16 protein-coding genes and 1 tRNA gene are annotated in these 19,826 nt (G+C 46.6%); 12 read left to right on the top strand and 5 right to left on the bottom strand.

The window, feature by feature from the left end; all coding sequences use genetic code 11:
• The first annotated feature begins 83 nt into the window (after window positions 1–83).
• The 4 genes from ACN08Z_RS04845 to ACN08Z_RS04830 all read left to right on the top strand — a co-directional run bounded on the left by ACN08Z_RS04845 (window position 84) and on the right by ACN08Z_RS04830 (window position 3,691).
• The gene (locus ACN08Z_RS04845; RefSeq protein WP_419103460.1) at window positions 84–875 is read left to right on the top strand and encodes an ABC transporter ATP-binding protein; all 792 of its coding nucleotides are present in this window, start codon (window positions 84–86) and stop codon (window positions 873–875) included.
• Window positions 876–933: 58 nt separating this feature from the next.
• Window positions 934–1,809 (top strand): TrmH family RNA methyltransferase, encoded by an 876-nt coding sequence (locus ACN08Z_RS04840; protein ID WP_419103459.1) that lies wholly within the window; start codon window positions 934–936, stop codon window positions 1,807–1,809.
• A gap of 140 nt (window positions 1,810–1,949) precedes the next feature.
• Window positions 1,950–2,207 carry a type B 50S ribosomal protein L31 gene (locus tag ACN08Z_RS04835; RefSeq protein ID WP_419101742.1) on the top strand — a complete coding sequence of 86 codons (258 nt, stop codon included), beginning with the start codon at window positions 1,950–1,952 and terminating at the stop codon, window positions 2,205–2,207.
• A 155-nt stretch (window positions 2,208–2,362) separates the two neighbouring features.
• Window positions 2,363–3,691: an LCP family protein gene (locus ACN08Z_RS04830; protein WP_419103458.1), complete on the top strand. Its 1,329-nt coding sequence runs from the start codon at window positions 2,363–2,365 to the stop codon at window positions 3,689–3,691.
• A 155-nt stretch (window positions 3,692–3,846) separates the two neighbouring features.
• Here ACN08Z_RS04830 and ACN08Z_RS04825 read toward each other — a convergent pair whose 3' ends face one another.
• Both ACN08Z_RS04825 and pepN read right to left on the bottom strand, forming a co-directional pair.
• Window positions 3,847–5,025, bottom strand: coding sequence for a hypothetical protein (locus tag ACN08Z_RS04825; RefSeq protein WP_419103457.1), 1,179 nt, complete (start codon window positions 5,023–5,025; stop codon window positions 3,847–3,849).
• 113 nt (window positions 5,026–5,138) lie between these two features.
• Window positions 5,139–7,790 (bottom strand): aminopeptidase N, encoded by a 2,652-nt coding sequence (gene pepN / locus ACN08Z_RS04820; RefSeq protein ID WP_419103512.1) that lies wholly within the window; start codon window positions 7,788–7,790, stop codon window positions 5,139–5,141.
• 241 nt (window positions 7,791–8,031) lie between these two features.
• Between pepN and ACN08Z_RS04815 the strand changes: the two genes are divergently transcribed.
• A tRNA-Leu gene (locus ACN08Z_RS04815) sits at window positions 8,032–8,117 on the top strand.
• Window positions 8,118–8,246: 129 nt separating this feature from the next.
• On the opposite strand, the gene ACN08Z_RS04810 is transcribed toward ACN08Z_RS04815, so the two are convergent.
• Window positions 8,247–8,735 carry a hypothetical protein gene (locus ACN08Z_RS04810; RefSeq protein WP_419103456.1) on the bottom strand — a complete coding sequence of 163 codons (489 nt, stop codon included), beginning with the start codon at window positions 8,733–8,735 and terminating at the stop codon, window positions 8,247–8,249.
• Between the two features lie 151 nt (window positions 8,736–8,886).
• Window positions 8,887–10,512, bottom strand: a complete 1,626-nt coding sequence (locus ACN08Z_RS04805; protein WP_419103455.1) for an L-lactate permease — start codon at window positions 10,510–10,512, stop codon at window positions 8,887–8,889.
• Between the two features lie 524 nt (window positions 10,513–11,036).
• On the opposite strand from ACN08Z_RS04805, the gene ACN08Z_RS04800 reads away from it, so the two are divergent.
• The 4 genes from ACN08Z_RS04800 (at window position 11,037) to mshC (ending at window position 14,810) form a co-directional block, all read left to right on the top strand.
• On the top strand, window positions 11,037–11,999 hold the full coding sequence (locus ACN08Z_RS04800; protein WP_419103454.1) for an L-lactate dehydrogenase: 963 nt from the start codon (window positions 11,037–11,039) through the stop codon (window positions 11,997–11,999).
• Window positions 12,000–12,191: 192 nt separating this feature from the next.
• Window positions 12,192–12,455 carry a hypothetical protein gene (locus ACN08Z_RS04795; RefSeq protein ID WP_419103453.1) on the top strand — a complete coding sequence of 88 codons (264 nt, stop codon included), beginning with the start codon at window positions 12,192–12,194 and terminating at the stop codon, window positions 12,453–12,455.
• Between the two features lie 92 nt (window positions 12,456–12,547).
• Window positions 12,548–13,384 carry an undecaprenyl-diphosphate phosphatase gene (locus tag ACN08Z_RS04790; protein ID WP_419103452.1) on the top strand — a complete coding sequence of 279 codons (837 nt, stop codon included), beginning with the start codon at window positions 12,548–12,550 and terminating at the stop codon, window positions 13,382–13,384.
• A 127-nt stretch (window positions 13,385–13,511) separates the two neighbouring features.
• Window positions 13,512–14,810 (top strand): cysteine--1-D-myo-inosityl 2-amino-2-deoxy-alpha-D-glucopyranoside ligase, encoded by a 1,299-nt coding sequence (mshC, locus tag ACN08Z_RS04785; protein WP_419103451.1) that lies wholly within the window; start codon window positions 13,512–13,514, stop codon window positions 14,808–14,810.
• 4 nt (window positions 14,811–14,814) lie between these two features.
• Here the strand turns inward: mshC and ACN08Z_RS04780 are convergent, their stop codons facing one another.
• Window positions 14,815–15,678: a proteasome assembly chaperone family protein gene (locus ACN08Z_RS04780; protein WP_419103450.1), complete on the bottom strand. Its 864-nt coding sequence runs from the start codon at window positions 15,676–15,678 to the stop codon at window positions 14,815–14,817.
• Between the two features lie 119 nt (window positions 15,679–15,797).
• Between ACN08Z_RS04780 and ACN08Z_RS04775 the strand changes: the two genes are divergently transcribed.
• The 3 genes from ACN08Z_RS04775 (at window position 15,798) to arc (ending at window position 19,816) form a co-directional block, all read left to right on the top strand.
• A complete protein-coding gene (locus tag ACN08Z_RS04775; protein ID WP_419103449.1) occupies window positions 15,798–16,931 on the top strand; it encodes a site-2 protease family protein in 1,134 nt (377 codons plus the stop codon).
• 138 nt (window positions 16,932–17,069) lie between these two features.
• Entirely contained in the window at window positions 17,070–18,080 is a 1,011-nt protein-coding gene (locus tag ACN08Z_RS04770; protein ID WP_419103448.1) for a tRNA (adenine-N1)-methyltransferase, read from the top strand.
• 68 nt (window positions 18,081–18,148) lie between these two features.
• Window positions 18,149–19,816, top strand: a complete 1,668-nt coding sequence (gene arc, locus ACN08Z_RS04765) for a proteasome ATPase (protein ID WP_419103447.1) — start codon at window positions 18,149–18,151, stop codon at window positions 19,814–19,816.
• Window positions 19,817–19,826: the final 10 nt, after the last annotated feature.

The raw sequence follows: 19,826 nt of genomic DNA, 5'->3' as shown, positions 1-19,826 counted from the left end.
GAGAGCGTAACTATGGCCATATAACAGAAGTATTGTTCGTTGAATGTCCAAAGAGAGTGTTGAGAACCGTTAGAGTTAAAGATATGAGCGCAGTTCTTGATTTTGTACAGGTAGATGTTGTCCGTCAGCAAAAGAATCTTTTGCACCATGTTAATTGGACGGTTAACGAGGGAGAGAAATGGATTGTCCTTGGTCCAAACGGCGCAGGAAAATCTACTCTTCTTGCTATTGCTGGTGCACGTTTGCACCCAACAAGTGGGATGGTAGATATTCTCGATGAGATTCTTGGTGCCGTAGATGTCTTTGACTTACGTCCGCGTATTGGTATTTCTTCCTCCTTACTTGCTGCGACTATTCCAGATGAGGAGAAAGTACTCGACGTCGTATTAACGGCAGCATATGCAGTCTCAGGCCGTTGGAACGAAGAATACGATGCGTTAGATGACACACGTGCAGAAGAATTGCTACGTGACTGGGGTATCGCAGATTTGGCGCAACGTCGTTTCGGGACCCTATCTGAAGGCGAAAAGAAACGTACGTTGATTGCTCGAGCATTGATGACAGACCCAGAACTTCTTCTCTTAGATGAGCCTGGTGCTGGTATGGATATTGCTGGACGTGAAGATTTAGTGCAACGCCTACATCATCTAACACAAGACCCATATGCTCCAGCGACTGTTTTGGTCACTCATCATCTTGAGGAGATTCCCGCTGGTTTTACCCATGCTCTCTTGCTTCGTGAAGGTGAAGTTATCGCCTCTGGCGATATTGCTACAACCATTACGGCTGAGAACTTGAAAAAAACGTATGGTATGGATTTTGAATTGACCATTAACGCTCAAGGGCGTTATTCTGCTTTCGCAAAAAACTCTTAATGCACAGTTTAAGCTGTCATGCATAGTGTTCTAAATCAAAGAAAGAACCTTCTTCATCATGGGTAGAAAAAAGCAGCTTTCTGAGCAAGATATTTATGAGCGAAAACAGCGAGTATTCTCTTGCGCAAATGTTCTTCAGATTGCTGAGATGAGCGTTGAACACCGAGAATACTTTCACGCATTGACTGATGTTCATTTGCGGAAGCTGGCAGAACCTCAATGGGGTATCTATATTGCAGAATCATCAAAGGTTATTCGCCGATCAGTTGCTGCAGGGCACCATATCGTAGCTATGGTCATGAGCGAAAAATGGGCGGATGATCTTCTCGACGTGATTATTTCTCACCCCGAGGCTGTTTGCTACGTCGGCAGCGAAGACGAACTAGAGGCAATCGTCGGCTTCCATCTACATCGTGGTGCTCTTGCCGCGGTACGCCGCCCTGAGCCGTTGAGCATTGATTCTTTAGTTTCGAGTGCTCATCGTGTGGCAATTTTAGAAGATATTGTGGACCATACGAATGTTGGTGCTATTTTTCGTTCGGCTGCAGCCTTATCAGTAGATGCGGTTCTAGTGACTCCTCGATGTGCTGATCCACTGTACCGTCGTTCTATTCGTGTTTCGATGGGAACGGTATTTCAAGTTCCGTGGGGTCGTCTTCAATCATGGCCTGAAGATCTTGATGTGCTTCATTCATTAGGTTTTCGTAGTGCAGCGTTTGCTTTGTCTCAAGATTCTTTATCTCTTTCGGAATTGTCTGCACGTGATGATAAAAAGCTTGCACTGATTTTTGGTTCTGAAGGTCATGGGCTGGCGTCTAGAACTTTGGCTGCGGCCCAAGATACCGTGATGATTCCAATGGCAGGTCAGGTTGATTCTCTCAATGTTGCAGCCGCTAGTGCCGTAGCATTTTGGGAGACACGCTATCAAAAGTGACGTATTTCTTGGCGTTGGTACGCCATCTGTGTCTCAGAAGTGCTATTGTTGTTAGCTGGTTGTAAAACTACTGAAACATTCGTTTCAGTGACTGATCATAGTTTCTGGCAAAATCCAGAAGCACTAAAGAAAGTATAATTATGAAGGCTGAAATTCACCCAGACTACAATCCCGTTATTTTCCGCGACCTTGCATCTGGCAAGAGCTTCCTTACCAAGTCAACCATGACTTCTGCTAAAACTGAGAAATGGGAAGACGGCAACGAATATCCTGTTGTTGAGGTTGAAATTTCCTCTGAATCCCACCCGTTCTACACTGGTAAACAGCGTATTATGGACTCCGCTGGTCGTGTTGAGCGCTTCAACGCACGCTTCAAGAACTTCGGTAAATCCGCATAAGTTTAGATTGAGAAATCAGAATCACACCTCACACAGGTTTTTGTCACCTGTTGTGGGGTGTTTTTCTATATTCGGTAGCTACAATGAGAGTGAACGACTCTGTTTTCTATCGTCGTATCACACCGAAGAACACTCACACCTAGGAGAACACTCATATGGCAGAACCCTCACCGGAGACAGCCCCACAGAAAAAAAGCAAAAAAGGAAAAATCACATTGGGTGTTTTACTCACCCTCTTGCTGATTCTCGGTATTGCCGGCTGCTCCTATGTCGCTTCCATCAGCTCCGCATGGAATAACGGCACTCAGAAGTTTAGCGAAGAACAGGTATTCCCCGGCGACGACGGTGCTGTCAATGAAGAAACTCTCAAAGAGTTCAAGAAAAATTACGAAGCTGCGCAGACTAAGGTAACTGAGTCTGAAGAAGGCAAACACGAGGAATCTTCTGATCAAGAGAAGACAGAAGATACGAAGGACAAAGACGAGGAACAATCTAAAGATTCTCACAAATCGGAAGATGCTCAAAAGAAGCACGATTCAGATACCTCAAATACTCGTGCATCACGCGATAAAGGGAAAATCGTTAATTCACAAGGTATTAATAACGTCACAGAACATGATTCTGATGGCGACGGTATCCCAAACTCCGTTGAGGGTGGCGCTGTCACTCCTCGTCCCGCAGCAACGGGAGCAAAAAATATTTTGCTCCTAGGTAGCGACTCTCGTGCCGGAACAGCAGAATCAATCCATGTGAGTGGACAGCGAGCTGACACCATTATGATTCTTCACGTTCCCGGTGGTGGAGCTGACCCTTACCTGATCTCCATTATGCGTGATACATGGGTTAACATTCCCGGATACGGTGCAGCAAAAATTAACGCTGCCCTGAACTACGGCGGTGTCGGACTACAAATTGCAACACTCGAACAGCTCCTTGGCGTGCGTATCGACCACGTTGCTGAGATTGACTTTTCTGGTTTCAAAAGCCTGACTGACGCGCTCGGAGGTGTAACTGTACAGGTTCCTTTCAGCTTTACTGCTGATTCTTATAGCTTCACTGCAGGACCTAACCATATGAATGGTAACCAAGCTCTTGCCTTCGTCCGTCAACGTTACGCCTTTAGCGACGGTGACTACCAACGTGTACGTAACCAACGTGCATTTATGCGCGGTTTGCTCCAAACAATTACTTCTAAGGGAGCTTTCACCAGCGCAACAGAGCTTCGCTCCGTGATTGATTCTATTGCTCCTTATGTAACGGTAGATAGCGGGTTGAGCGCATCTGCGCTCTTCTCCATGGGAGCACCCTATATCTCCTCTGGCGGTACTCGGATGCATATGCTCACCCTTCCTAACGCGGGAACGGGCTGGTCTGTTGACGGGCAATCTATCGTAGTGCTTGATAGCAACGCTACAGCTGCACTCTCACAAGCACTACGTTCTCACACGATGGGCTCATATACAGCGGTATACGGTGAAGACTAAAACTGCATAAGAACTCGATGAAAAAATGAGTCAGTAAGGCGGATACGAGACTTCTCATATCCGCCTTACCTATTTACTCGACAAAAATAGAGGGGGTCTTCTTCCACACGCACAGTGGAAGAAGACCCCCTCGAAAGTCTATTGAGGAGCAATAATTACTTTTCGTGTTCTTCTACATCATCTTCATCGTAATGTTCATAGCTTTCATCATCTTCGGGTGTTCTTCCCATAAAAAGACCAAGAAGCGCCAAAGAGAAACCTAAGACAATGCTAATCAGTCCAAGCATCGGATAAGAGAAGACAAGAACTACCCCAAAGAGTAACACTGCTGCACCAACGATTCCCATCAAAATGGATACTCGTCGGTTGGGGTTTAGCTCAGCCAACGTATCGTGTTCTTCTACCGATTCTTCATCTGAATGATGGCGAGAAGAACTGAACGGGCTCACAAAGCCAGAACGTTTTTTCCGTTGAGGAGTCTGAGCGTCAATTTCACCCTGAGTCGGCACATAAACCGTTGTGACTTCGTAGTCATCAGCTGGGTCTAAGAGCTCTGGAACGTTGTTGGGCAACTCTTCGTACCATTCTGATGGTAAATCTTCTGCACGAACAGCCTGTACGGTTAGTGATAGTTCAAAAGAATTTCCACGAATCGTTCCCCACGCACTGGTGAGCTTATTTTTTTCAAATGCATAGCGAATGACCGGTGCTAATTGTTCAGACATCTGAGTGCTCAGACGCCCTACTTTTTTACGGTCATGGAATACTTCTACGGAGTCAATAAAGTTACCGTCACCTTGGCGTAGACGGTTTGCTTCAAGCGTGAGAATGACACGTCCTTCACCGCTCGGTGGAAGAATTGAATGAAGATATTCTGCATGGTTTTTCTCGTCAAGAACCTTCATTGAAGGGCCTTGAGGTAGAAGAGTAGCTTGCGTGGGCGCATTATTGAGCGGGAACAAAGATCCTGGTGCACTCAGCGAAAGAATGCCTGAGCTTTCAATCATGTTGTGCCCAGATTTTCTCCGTGCAACCGCGGAAAGTTGTAGATGTGCTACTGCATCATACCCAGAGGCGATAACGCGAGTAATGGGATTCCAATAGGATTTAGAATCTTGAGGATGTAAACGGCCGATTTTGAGTTCATCAACGTAAACAGCGATACTTCCCGGTTCATAGGGGTTATCTGGCTCTGGTACTAGACGGGCTTGCCCGTTCCATACTCGTTCACGGTCCATCTGGAGCTCTTCAAAGACCTGAAGAATCTCGGCATCGTAGAAGTCATGAGTAATGACTTCAACTGTTCCACGATCACCCAGTGCATAATCGGTCAAAGTGTTGCTCCTTTATCCTACAGTTTTACTCACCTAATAGCTTCTCATGAATTGCCGGTTTAGCACTAACAATTTAGTGCTAAACCGGCAACAAGTTTTTCAGATGAGAGTATTTACACAGACTCTGCGTTGAATTGCTGTGCTTTGAGTGCACGTTGGCTTTGGTCGAGATGCTCTAGAACCAAACGACGTAACGCACCCGGCGCTTCGTGATTATCATCAAGCCACTGTTGTGCCCCTAAAATAACAGGGTTTTGCTCAATCTTTTGGTCAGTGTGGAAATCGACCGGAGGGAACAACCCCGAGACAACGCGTGTCGCCATGCCAATGGAACGGGTTGTCCATACTTCGTTGAGGGAACTAAAGTACCGCTGAACCAATGACGGACATAAGCGATATCCTCCATGCTGGAATCCACGTGCTGTTGCTGTGAGAATGTCGTTCGATACATCTGTTTGGGTCAGAACACGTTCAAAAGCTGCCAATTTAGCATCTTGATCAGGTAAGGAAGCTTGAGCCTGCGCATAGCTACGTTCGGAGATGGAACCGGGCAACTGCTGTTGTTGCTGTTGAAGTTCTTCTACGCTGGTGAGCCCATGAACGCTTAAAGCGATGAGAGCATTCCACCCTAACGTGGAGTTAAGTTTTAGCCCTTGAATCTCGGTGGAGAGGGTGGGTTCTTCAGAGCTAGCATAACGAGCAATATGGCGTACGAGGGATTCTCCGTTGAGACTGTGGGTGCTTGCTTCTAAGAAAGCGCGAGTAATGATTAGCTGCTCATCACTTCCCTCCGGCGCCTGATGCAAGGCTGTTTTAAGAGAATCTGTGAACTGATTCCATAGCTGTTTTCGGAGAGCCGGTTGCGCATAACTTGAAATAGCAAGGTTTGTTTGAGCTAAGAGGTTTGAAAGAATCACTGAAACTGGTTCTGAGCCGAGTGACTTTTCGACTGCTGTTAAAAACTTTTCAACTTCAAGGAATCCGTCTCTGACTTGATTCCACAGGCTGCTCCAGATAATGCCTCGTGTGAGAGGATCTGAAATAGTGTGTACATGTGATAGTGCAAGTTCTCGACCGTTTTCCTCGCTAATGACAGTTTTAGCGTAGGTCAAATCGCCACTATTGAGTACCAAAAAATCTGCTTGCGCGACGTGTGCTCTTTCTTCCTCATTGAGTGGTAATTCCATGTCTTCAACGGGGCCAGCAGGAATGGAACACTCAATAATGTGTGTTGAAGTCAGTCGGTTCTCTTGAAGCTGGAATGTTTCTAGGAGCAGGTGGTGGGGCCTGCCGAGCTCTGAAGGAACATCCTCTGGTAGAACCTGCGAGAGCGTAAGCGATTTAAACTCTTGTTGCTGAGTATAGTGACGTTCCACGATGAGGGTGCTTAACCCACTCGTCTGTAACCATGCTTGCGCCCACGTGTAAACGTCTTCGGTAGAGCATTCATCGAGTACTTTAAGAAAATCGTTGAGGGTTGTGTTTGAACCTGCGTGACGTTGGAAATAAAGACGTGATGCGGCGATAAAGGTGTCAAATCCTACATAGGAAACGAGTTGTTTGAGTGCTGAGGAACCCTTTGCATAGGTAATTCCATCAAAGTTTTGTTTTGCAGCTTCAAGGTTTTGGATATCTGCCACAATGGGGTGGGTCGTTGGAAGCTGGTCTTGAGTATATGCCCATGCTTTACGTTGGTTAGCGAAGGAGACCCAAGCGTTATTAAAGCCTGCCGCCTCATGTGCTCCAAGAGTGCCCATATATTCTGCAAATGATTCTTTGAGCCATAGGTCGTTCCACCATTTCATGGTGACGAGGTCTCCGAACCACATATGAGACATTTCGTGGCAGATAACGTTTGCCCGTGCCTCATATTGGGCTTCTGTCGCTCCAGATTCAAAAATATAGGATTCGGTGAAGGTCACAAGCCCAGGGTTTTCCATGGCACCAAGGTTGTACTCGGGTACGAATGCTTGCTGGTATTGGGGGTAGGGGTATGGGGTGTCAAAGAGCGTCTGGAAGAAATCTAGTCCTGCTTTAGTGATGGTAAAGATATTGTCGTAATCAAAATATTCTTTCAGAGAGTGACGGCAATAAGCCACTAGCTCGAATGAGGAATCTGAGACTTCTGTGTGCGGGGTGTAGTGGTCATATGCAGCAAAATACTCGCCTGCAAGGATTGCCGTAATGTAGGTTGAGATTCTTTCGGTGGGTGCAAAAACTCGTTTGGTGATGTTTTCGTCTGTGGGGTCTGGTATTTCTTCTATGAGTGGGGCGTTCGATGAAACAACCCAATCTTTAGGGGCTGTAATACGGAAGTTGAAGATTGCTTTGAGGTCGGGCTGCTCAAAGTTGGGGAAGACTCTACGGCAATCTGCTGGTTCGTATTGGGTATAGAGGTAGATTTTTCCGTCTTTGGGGTCGAGATAACGATGTAGTCCTTCGCCCGAGCGTGAGAAGAATGAGCGCCCATGAATGGTGAGGATATTTTCTGCGCGTAATCCGGTGAGTACAATGCGTGAACCTATAACACAGTCATTAATGTTGAGTGTTTTTCCGTTGAGTTTAACGCTTTCAACGCTGTGGTGGATGTAGTCGATAAAGGTTTCGGCATTTTCTGTTGCTGTGAAACGGACTGTTGTTACTACGGGGTAGGAGTCGAATGTTGTGTCTTTGGCGTAGGTAAGGTCGATGAGCACATCGTAGCTGTCGACGGTGAGTAGTTCTGCTCTGGCGCTGGCTTCTTCTTGGGTTAGGTTTTCATTCATCACAGTTTTAATGTATCGGATAGATGGGGCTGATGAGGAGTTTTTAGGTGAAGTAAAAAATTTATTCTCTTAAATATGCTCTTGACTAGGTGTTTTTCTGTAAATATGGTTACCGCTAGCATGTATGTGACGAGCATCGCTGTAAAAAATGCTGTTTCAGGTTGCAACCCGGTTTCGGGTCGTGTAGATTATTACCTGTTGTCGAGAGATGTTACGAAAAGTCAACATCACTATGTCACCTGCGCGGGTGGCGGAATAGGCAGACGCGCTAGCTTGAGGTGCTAGTCCTCGTATTAGAGGGTGGGGGTTCAAGTCCCCCTCCGCGCACAACAAATTTGAATCCCCTTACGGTTATCGTAGGGGGATTCAATGCATTTAAAAGCACTATAAACATCAGGGGAGGGGTAACCTATATCTAATAGCTACCCGCTCAAGATATATTCACGTGACTACCGTCTAGGGTTTTTGCATTGTGACCTCTTCTTGGTCACCATCAGGTGTTGTGACAGTGTAATGCAAGGTTCCATCTTGAGAGTATCGGAAAGTTTTTGTCAGTTCACGTGAGGTTTGAGAAGACTCTGTATCTTTCTCTACTGCTGTCTGCGATACCCATGTGTAGTCACCTGCTGTCTGAGGGGCCTCAAAGCTACCTTTCCAATACAAAGTGTGTGCTCCATCTTCTTCATGAACCCAATGGATGCTAATAGTGTTGTCATGAACAAGAGCTTCTAACCATACGCCATCAGTTTTGGGGTTTCTCTGGCTCCACGTGCCCGTCAAATTTGGGGTTTGAGTATTTGTGTTCTGCCTTGTTGGTGCATTAGAGCTGTTCACTGTTGTGTTGGTTGACTGTTTGTGATTCTCTGATTCTTGAGAAGAACTGCTGCATGCGCACACGCTGCAGGTCAGAAGAATTACAGCAAGAGATACTGACAGATGTTTCATATTTCCTCACATATTATTTAGGGGCACCTAAGTTAATAAGGATAATTGCTTAGAAGAAGAAAAACAGTTAATTACTGTAGATTAAAGAAAACCCTGTTGGTGCCTCATCAAGGTGAGATACCAACAGGGTTTTTCTGGATATGAAGGAATTTTAGAGTACCAGCGATAGAGCGAAGACCCAGAGGCACGTCCATGCTAAGAGCACGACACTGTATTTAAATGCTGCAGAAGTAATCTTTGACTCTTCACCAGATAGTCCTACAGAGGCGGCTGCAATAGCAATGGATTGCGGGGAAACAATTTTAGCCATCACGCCACCTGTAGTATTTGACGCAACGAGAAGGGTGGGGCTTGTTCCAATCTGTTGTGCAGTGGTTGCCTGTAATGCGGCAAAGAGGGTGTTGTTATTAACGACAGATCCCGTTACGAATACACCAATCCAGCCAATAATAGGGGAGAGCAACGGGAAGATAGATCCTGCTGCAGCAACTGCTAGAGCGATAGAGGAGCTAAGGCCTCCAAAATTCATGACATTTGCTACCGCCATAACGAGGCAAATCATCACAATAGGCTTCCATAGCTGTTTAACCGTTCCTTGGAGCTCTTGGAGAGCGGCGCCGATGGTGATATTTGAGGTAACAATGGTTAGTAACGCTGCAATAAAAATAGCGGTTCCTGAAGCGGAAAGGATGCCCCAACTAAAGATTGCCGACATCGGTTTGGGTTCTGCAACAATAGGGGCTACTTGGAGAATACCCTGGTGCAGATAGGGCATAGAGAACTTAATGGTTGTGAAGTCTAATGGCCCGCCGACAGCCCAAAGAGCTTTCATAAAAGGTGTAGACCAGAGCAGAATCATTCCAGAGAGAATGCAGAAAGGGCTCCATGCTTTTGCTACTTCTACAGCTGTAAATGTTGGGGCATTTTCTGACGTAATTTCTGGTGCCCCAGATTCTCGGTAGATATGCGCAGGTTGCCAACGGCGCATCACAAGGGCGAGGATTACGAGTCCAATAAGGGGCGGAATGATATCTGCTAGCTCTGGCCCTAGCGTCCAAAGCATAAGTGCCTGTAACCCTGAGACTACAAAACCGATAATGAGTGCAATGAGCCCAGTTTCTTTGACTGCTCGGATTCCGTCTTGAACAAAGACGAGAATGAGCGGAATAAGTGCGGTCGTGAGCTGAATCGTGAGAATCATTTCGATACTTAACGCAGATAGCTCGACGGATCCCTGTTTTGCTCCGACGATAACAGGAATACCGATGGCTCCATATGCTCCGTAAGCAGCATTTGAAATAAGAGCATAGACAGAAGCTTTAATAGCATCGAATCCTAATGTTACGAGAAGTGCAGCGCAGATTGCGATGGGGATGCCAAAGCCTGCGGCACCTTCAAGAAACCCTCCAAAACAGAATGCGATGAGGAGGACTTGGATACGTTGGTCAGCTGATACGGCGGAGATAGAATCTTGAATAATTTTGAAGTTTCCAGCTCTGACTGCAATGCGGTAGAGCCAGACCGCCATGAGAACAATCCATCCAATAGGCCATAGTCCACCGAGTGCACCATATGTTAGTGCAGATAAGGATGCTGTCCACGGCATGTGGAAGACAACGACAGCGATGATTAAGGCGCTGGCGAGAGAAATACTTGCTGCTTTGATACCAGTGAGTTTGAAGACCGTTAGTCCCAGAAGAAAGATGATAATTGGTAGTGCTGCGATAACGGCTGAGAGCGCACTTGAGCTGAGTGGGTCATAAATCTGTTGCCACATGCGGCGTTCCTTTCGGGTGAAGCAAGGGGCATCTTTATGTGTTGTGAAAGGGAATATATGGTGTGTGGTTAGATGCCATATTTGAAGTTATCACTGTTGTTTTATCTTTCACTAGTGAAATGTTTGGATGTTTTCGGCGGTTGAGTCCACCATAAAATTGTTGTTTTGATTGGTTTTAGTTGATTTTCTGCACCAGTTTTGACTATTAGTGTCTTAGACTCTAAGAAGAATATTGTGACGAATGGTACAAATAGTGCCGAGTAATAATCGTTCACAATGCTGGATGTGGCGATTCTGTCATATTTACTAAAGGTTTTGTAATATTTTTTTCATGATAGAAAATGTGACCAATGCCAAAAAGTAACCTTTAAGCGTTGTTTTTTAGCGGGTTTTTGAAGCGATTATCAACCATTTGCCCGCTAATCATCAAACAAAAACCCAAAAATCCAACATAAACCCTCATCTTTTCGTGCCATACTTGTTATGCCATGTCCCAGCTCATCAAAATTGAAAGGAAAGCCATCATGGCTTCACACTCACACAAGAGAACCAAGCTTGGCGTTATTGGTGCAGGCGGAGTAGGCTCCGCCGTCGCTTATGCGGCAACATTACGCGGTACCGCAGACGAAATCGCCATCTACGACATTGCCGGAGAGCGAGCAACCGCCGAAGGGCTCGATATCGCTCACGGAAGCATGTTCGCCTCCGAAGCAATCGTCTATGGCGGTGACGATATTGAAGTGCTACGAGACTGCGACCTCATCATCGTGACAGCTGGAGCGAGACAAAAACCAGGGCAACCACGCCTAGAACTAGCTGAAGCTAACGTAAAAATCTTTGAAGCAATGCTTCCCAAAGTCATGGAAGTAGCACCCGAAACAATGCTCATGATCGTCACCAACCCCTGCGACGTTCTAGCTGTTGTTGCACAAAAAATTACCGGACTACCCACTAGCCGTTGCTTTGCTTCCGGAACTACCCTAGATTCTTCTCGCCTACGTTGGCTCATCGCAAATAAAGCTGGTGTGGCTATCAAATCTGTTCACGTGAACATTATCGGCGAACACGGTGACTCAGAATTTCCAGTATGGTCAAGCGCTAACATCGGATTTGTCCCCCTTGACGAATGGACCACCAACGGCGAGCGCGTCTTCACCGATGAGGTCAAAACTGCTCTTGGTGAGGAAGCGATGAAAGCCGCATACCGTGTTATTGAAGGTAAAGGCTCCACTAACTACGCCATCGGCATTTCTGCCGCTCGTATTGCAGAAGCCATTTTGCAAGGAGAACAAGCTGTCCTGCCTGTAGCTACTCAGCTGAAGGGATACTATGGCATTAATAGTGAAGCCGCTGTCTCCTTACCATCGGTACTTTCCTATAACGGGGTAGAACGAGTGCTTGAAATGCCACTTAACGATGAAGAACTGCAAAAACTTAAGAACTCTGCTGACGCTATTAGCGCTTCTCTCGCTTCTTTGGGGTACTAAGCCTCAGCATTACCAAGTAAACGGTGGTAGAGCAAAAATTGTTCTACCACCGTTTATTTTCTTTAAACAGCGGGTAAATCAGTTTTTAAATGGGAAGGCAAGCTTGTGTATTTGAGTACGTTATCTCACGTTCTTAGAACTTTTCTTCCCAAATAGTACCGTGCAGCTACATTTCACGATAACGTTCTATATATGAGTAACGACCCTCGCGCTGCACTGTCAGTTTTTACCAGTGCTCTTGAAGAGCATCTTACCGCCATCGTTAACCGACGCGGTGAACATGACCCTGCAATCGATAACGCCTATGTGGCTATTGCTAATGCCTTTGAGCGTTATGAAGAAGTCCTCTTTGACACCTACGAGGAAGTAACACCTCTTGAGGTATACATCGAAGATGATGATGACGACTACGAAGACTTTGACGAAGAAGAGATCGATTACGAAGACGAAAGCTAACTATTCTTTCAATCCGTAAAATATTGTTAAACTCGACACAGCGACCCATCATAGGGTCGCTGTGTCGAATTTAAACCGCTAGAGTCTGTTAAGTGGAATGGATTCAAGCAATAATCCTTGGTTTAGTTCAAGGTCTTACAGAGTTTCTACCGGTTTCTTCATCCGGTCATATTAGATTTGTTAGCCAGCTTTTACCAGATACTTCTGACCCTGGTGCAGCATTTACCGCTATCACCCAGTTAGGCACAGAATCTGCGGTACTAGTATTCTTCTGGCGTGACATCGTACGCATTATCAGTAAATGGTTTGGTTCTCTACGAGGAACTGTCGATAAAAAAGATCCAGATGCACGCATGGGCTGGTTTATCATTATCGGTTCACTCCCTATCGGTCTTTTAGGTTTAGGGCTCGAAAAATACATCGACACCACCTTTAGGTCCTTATGGATTACCGCTACCATGCTTATCGTTTTTGGCGTATTCATCGCTATTGCTGACCGTATCGGCAAAGAACAACGAACGCTCGATAAACTTAACGTCAAACACGGTATCATCTATGGTTTCGCTCAAGCGCTCGCGCTGATTCCGGGAGTGTCACGTTCTGGCGGAACCATCACCGCAGGTCTGTTAATGGGATACACTCGTGAAGCAGCTGCTCGATACTCATTCCTTCTTGCTATCCCCGCAGTATTCGCTTCAGGCTTATACAAACTCTATGGCAGTCTCTCTGAAGGATTTAACGGATACTACGGTTTTGGTTCGACGATGGTCGCAACATTGGTTGCATTTGTGGTCGGATACCTCATTATTGGTTGGTTCCTCAAATACGTATCACATAACAGTTACACCATCTTTGTCTGGTACCGTATTGCCATTGGTGTAACACTATATGTCCTTTTAGGCTTCGGCGTACTATCAGCGCATGCCTAAACACTTTGAGAAACTACTTTCCCAACCATAATATTGCGTGAAATATCACGAAAGACTGTACCCGCTTACCTCATCTAGAGGTAAGCGGGTATTCTTTGAACTACAACACACAACGAAAGGACATCTGATGAGAGCGTGGGAATATGCATCGGTTCCGACACTGCCCGGACAAGCTCCACAACCTACTATCTTTGACAGTTCAACAGGTCAAAAAACAGTCACTAAAACTCCTCAGAACTCTGCAAGCTTGTATGTCTGCGGTATTACACCCTACGATGCAACCCATATGGGGCACGCTTCTACCTATGTTGCTTTTGACGTGCTACACCGTGCATGGCTCGATGCAAAAATTCCAGTAACATACGTCCAAAACGTCACCGACGTTGACGACCCGTTACTAGAAAGAGCTGAAGCTACCGGAGTGAACTGGGAAGACCTCGCACAAGAACAAATTGAACTGTTCAGAAGTGATATGCAAGCACTTAACATCATTGCACCTAACCACTATATTGGCGCCGTAGAATCTATTCCTTGGGTCGTTGAAGCTGTTACAGAACTACTCTCAAAAAATATTGCCTATACGGTGCCAGGGTACACCGACGAAAACGGCACAACTCACCCTGACGGTGATATTTACTTCGATATCAAAGCAGCAGAACACTACGCACCAGCAGAGCCCGCACACTGGAAACTCGGAGATATTAGCAGACTCACCAGAGAACAGATGCTCAATATCTTTGGAGAACGCGGGGGAGACCCTCAACGCCCAGGTAAACGAGACGAATTAGATCCTCTACTGTGGCGTGTTCACCGCGAGGGCGAACCTGCTTGGGACGGCGATACCCTAGGGAAAGGGCGCCCCGGATGGCATATTGAATGTACCACCATCGCACAAAAATTCCTTCCCGCGCCCTTTACTGTTCAAGGTGGCGGATCTGACCTCCAATTCCCACACCACGATATGGGAGCAGGGCATGCTTATACCCTCAACAATAAGCCCATGGCTCACCACTATGTGCACACCGGAATGGTTGGACTAGACGGTGAAAAAATGAGTAAATCCCTTGGAAATCTCGTACTCGTCTCTACTCTCAGAAAAGAAGGCACTAACCCTAACGTTATCCGCCTTGCTATCATGAGTAACCATTATCGTAGCGATTGGTTCTGGACTGAAGACCTCCTCGAAAATGCGCAGCAACGCTATGAGCTCTATCAACAAGCTCTCAAATGTGCGCTACCTGAGGAGACTGACGAAGAAGCCCAAACACTCGTACAAGATGTTAGAGCACTGTTAGCAGATGACCTGAACACTCCAGAAGCCCTTGAACGTATTGATCAATGGGCACATAACATCTGTAATAACGGTGGAAGCGGAGGAAACCTTGTCCGAGACCTTCTTAACGCACGTTTAGGCATCCGTTACTAAAAACCTACTCTTCACGGCGGCGAAGATATTGCTCTAATTCAGCAGCAATATCTTCGCCACTGAACTGTACAAGATTCTCCGACTGCGACTCTAACTCACGCACATAAGCAGCGAGCTCTGGGTCTTCCTCCAATAACGCCTCTGCACCGTCTTCCCACGCCTGCACCTCCTGAAGAATACGACCGTGCGGAACCTGAATATCCAAAATAGATTCCACCGTCTGTAAAAGCGCAAAAGTCGCCTTAGGATGAGGAGGCAAACCCGCATAATGAGGGATAGACACCCAACAACTCACATCCGTCATAGGATAAGACTCAGCCATCAACGCAAGAACACCAACAATCCCCGTCGGACCAGAATAAGACTGCACCTGCACACCTTCAAAGGCTCGCAACTTAGAAGTATAACTACTCACTGAAACAGGAAAAGGGCGAGTATGGGGAATCTCTTCCAAAAGACTGCCCAAGAACAACAAATGATCAACAGAAAGTTGTTGCGCATACTGCAATAACGCTGTTGCAAAACTACGCCACTGAACATTCGGTTCAGGCCCAGAAACAACTAACAACTGAAGATTTTCACGAACCTGCAACGCCACACAACGAAGCTCTGGCCAAATAATTTTTCCAGTACCATCAGCAGAAGACTCCAAACGAGGACGAGACTCCGTAAAACTATAAAAAGATTCTGTATTAAATCCAGCAATAGGCTCTGCCGGAAAAACTCGCATCAAATAGTCAATAACCTCTGTCGCCGCAGAACCAGCATCGTTCCAGCCGTCAAAAGCACATAACATCACCGTGCATGGTTGCTGATCAGCTTCCGAAAGAGAATAAATATTGTGAGGAAAATTTTTGGCAGTAGACACAAACAATATTCTACGCCCATTATCTTCCACGACTCACACCAACGCCACGTGAGATATCACCGCATACACTAGAGTGAGAAAAGGCCTAGCACACCACCATGAGGACGAGGACAAACACCTTGAGAAGACCTTCAGAGCTCAACATCGCAACACTCTTCGGTATCCCCATCTACCTTCGAATATCATGGTTCATCTTCATGGCAATAACCATCTTTGGATACGCCACTTACCTCACCCAAAAAACAACCTACATCACAAACTGGACTGCAGCACTAACCACTTCTACAATACTGGCGTTACTTATCGCCCTCGGGGTGCTTATCCACGAATTAGCACATGCTCTTACCGCGCACCTTTTCAAGCTCAAAGTTCACTACATCTCCATGACCCTATGGGGTGGAATCACAAGAAGCGACCAAGGCCGCCCTCTTAGTTCTATCCTCATATCCCTTGCCGGACCAACTATCAATATCCTGTACGCCCTACTCCTTGGACTACTAGAACCCCTCACAACAGAGCACAATATCAGACTAGGAATACTACTAGCGAGCCATATTAACCTCCTCATCGCTCTTTTCAACCTCATTCCTGTATACCCACTCGACGGAGCACACGCTCTAGAAGCGTTCATCACTCTTACCAGCAAAAAACGATCCACCGGAATTTTTTACACCGCCCTCATCGGATTACTTCTTTTACCGTTAGTCATACTCTTTTTGGTGACCTCAGAAAATATCACCTCACCCATATATCTGCTGGTGACAGCATTCTTAAGTATCACCCTTTGGAAAAATTCATACCCAGCACTACAACGTATCGTGACTCAAAAAAATAGAAACTACCCCATCAGCGCAGCAAAACTGTCACGAAAAACCATCCGCATTTCACCAGAAACACCTATTCAAGAGTTCCTGAGCACCTGGAACCACCATGATGTACCCATCTACCAAGAATACGACACCATCTACTGGGTAGACCCTGCAGTCCTTACCTCCATCGAACACACCGGCCCCAACGACGACCAACTACTTCAAAACCTTCTCAACAAGCCTCTCAAAACTATCTCGCATCCAAGCGCTCCCGAATACATACCCTATACAGCCTTACACCTAGACTTACGCGAACACTTTTACGAATACCATCGAAAACAACAGGTACCAGAATCCATACATGCCAGCGAACAACCTATTGCGTGGATGACAACAACACCACAAAAACAACAAAGAATCTTGTTCTATCAAGACTTCATCTAAAAACACCGCTAAATGTTAGGTCAGCCTCATTGAACAACAACATGCAACACCTCAGCCTAGTATCTGAGAGAATAAATAAAGAACACTAACCTAACAGCAGCTCATGAGCCTTATATACCTCAAGGAGAACAACTCCCTATGACCAATCATGCCCCCACTGGAAGCAACAACCGTCGTGGACCTTTCCGACCCGGAGAACGCGTACAGCTCACTGACGAACGCGGAAAGATTACTACCATCACCCTAGAAACTAACGGGGCATACCACTCTCATCACGGTTTCTTCGCTCACGAAGAACTCATCGGAAAAACCGAAGGAACCGTTATCGAAAACTCCTCGGGGCTAAAAATTCAAGCATTCCGACCACTCTACCGAGATTTTGTCCTCTCCATGCCCCGCGGGGCAGCCGTAGTGTACCCCAAAGATGCTGGACAAATCGTTACTATGGCTGACATCTTCCCCGGCGCTCGCGTTATCGAAGCAGGTGTAGGTTCTGGTGCGCTTTCTATCGCCCTTCTACGAGCTATCGGCGATTACGGACACCTCCGCTCTTTTGAACGTCGAGAAGAATTTGCAGAAATCGCACGAGGAAACGTCGAAACCATGTTTGGTGGACCGCATCCGGCGTGGGACATTACTCTCGGTGACCTTGCTGAAACTCTCGGCGACGTTGAAGAACCTGGAAGCGTAGATCGCGCTGTTCTTGATATGTTAGCTCCTTGGGAATGCCTTGACGCAGTAGCACAAGCACTAACACCAGGCGGTGTTATCATCTGCTACGTAGCAACCGTAACGCAGCTTTCTCGAGTTGCTGAAGCTCTCCGTGCAGATGGCCGATTTACTGAGCCTGAATCGCATGAGACTATGGTTCGTGGATGGCACGTTGAAGGTCTGGCTGTTCGCCCTGATCACCGTATGGTGGCACATACTGGGTTCCTCATCACTGCTCGTCGCCTTGCTGATGGCGCAGAACGCCTTGCTCCGAAACGTCGCGCTTCAAAAACAGATTTCTCAGAAGAAGACCTTAACGCATGGACTCCTGCAGCTCTAGGCGAGCGCAACGTTTCTGACCGAAAATTACGCAGGGCAGCACGAGATGCACAAAATCTTGCTGAAAAATCTGCACAATCAACAACCCATACACCATAAACCTGATTCGATAGGGGGCGCACCCTCATCTATCGTTAGAGACCTATCCGCAGAATCTGGTACGAATCATGACTGACTCAACGAACAAAACTGTTTCATCCCAAGACTACGAGAGAGTGCTACGTCAGCTCAGTGTGTCAACAGACAGCCGGCGTAACCTTGACCGACAGCTTCGAGAAGCCGGAGAACGAAACCAAAAACTTGTTTTCGCGCTTGGTAAAACTAAAGCTGAAATCGAACGGTTACGTTTGAGCCTCTCCCAAGAAGTCTCCCCACCGCTGAACTCTGCTATCGTGTTAGCCGTCAGCTTAGGACGGATGACCTATGACGACCTTGCACAGGGCGTTACACCGGCAGAAGCAGAAGAATACGTTGATGTCATGCTTTCTGGGCGGCGAGTGCGCATCACCTGCTCACCATTATTAGACATTACAACGCTTGCCCCAGGTATGACAGTCCTGCTCAATGATCAGACTCAAGCGGTTATCAGTCTCGGTTACGAAAACTATGGTGAAGTTGTTACTTTACGTGAGGTTCTTGATAATGAGCGTGTGCTCATTGACTTTGGACAACAAACAAAGACTGTTGCCCGAGTCAGTGGTGCATTAGAAATACAAGAACTTTCAGCGGGGGATAACCTCACCTACGACGCACGTATCGGGATGGTGCTAGGGAAAGTTCCCCGCCTAGAAGCACAACAACTCGTCCTTGAAGAAGTCCCCGACATCACCTATGAGCATATTGGTGGACTCAACACCCAAATTGAACAAATCAAAGATGCTGTTGAGCTTCCCTTCCTGTACCCCGATATTTTCCGCCAATACCAGCTATCACCACCACACGGTATTTTGCTGTATGGTCCTCCCGGTAACGGAAAAACTCTTATCGCTAAAGCCGTTGCAAACTCCCTTGCAAAAAGGGCGGCAACCCTACACCCTCACGAATCAAAGACCGGATACTTCCTTAACATCAAAGGCCCAGAACTTCTCGACAAATACGTTGGAGAAACGGAACGGCAAATCCGTGATATTTTCACCGCTGCCCGTGAAAAAGCAGAAGAAGGAAACCCCGTTGTCGTCTTCTTCGACGAGATGGAATCACTTTTTAGAACACGTGGCACCGGTCGTTCCTCCGACGTTGAGACAACCATCGTTCCTCAGCTACTCACCGAAATTGACGGTGTTGAACGGCTCGATAACGTGATCGTCATCGGAGCAACCAATCGTGAGGACATGATTGACCCAGCAGTGCTACGACCTGGACGCCTTGACATCAAAATAAGAATTGACCGTCCTGACATACACGGAGCACGAGAAATTTTTAGCCTCTATATTACAGAGGACCTTCCTCTTGGAGCGACTGACCAACAAGGCGCACAAAACACTAGCGAAACGGTACAACACCTCATCAACGTTGCACTAGAGCAGCTTTTTGAAGATTCCACACATAACAGATACTTACACATCACCTTAGACAACGGCCATACCCTATGGCTCAAACGAGGAGATTTCCTCTCCGGCGCAGTTATCCGCAATATTGTTGATACCGCAAAAAACTATGCTATTAAAGATGAACTACGAGATGGTACCCGCGGCATCACACAAGAACATATCATCCGAGCTATCACCACAGAATTTGGTGGGCATCGGGAGATGCCCCCGTTGTCAGAGATTGAACAAGTATTAGCTCAACAACATATCCGAGAAAAAATCATCTCTATCGAACCTGCACACTAAACCACCGCAA

Source organism: Rothia sp. P7181, from assembly GCF_048513015.1.
Classification (GTDB): Bacteria; Actinomycetota; Actinomycetes; order Actinomycetales; family Micrococcaceae; genus Rothia.
Note: the sequence above shows the minus strand (reverse complement) of the source record. Positions and strands in the feature narration are given on the sequence as shown.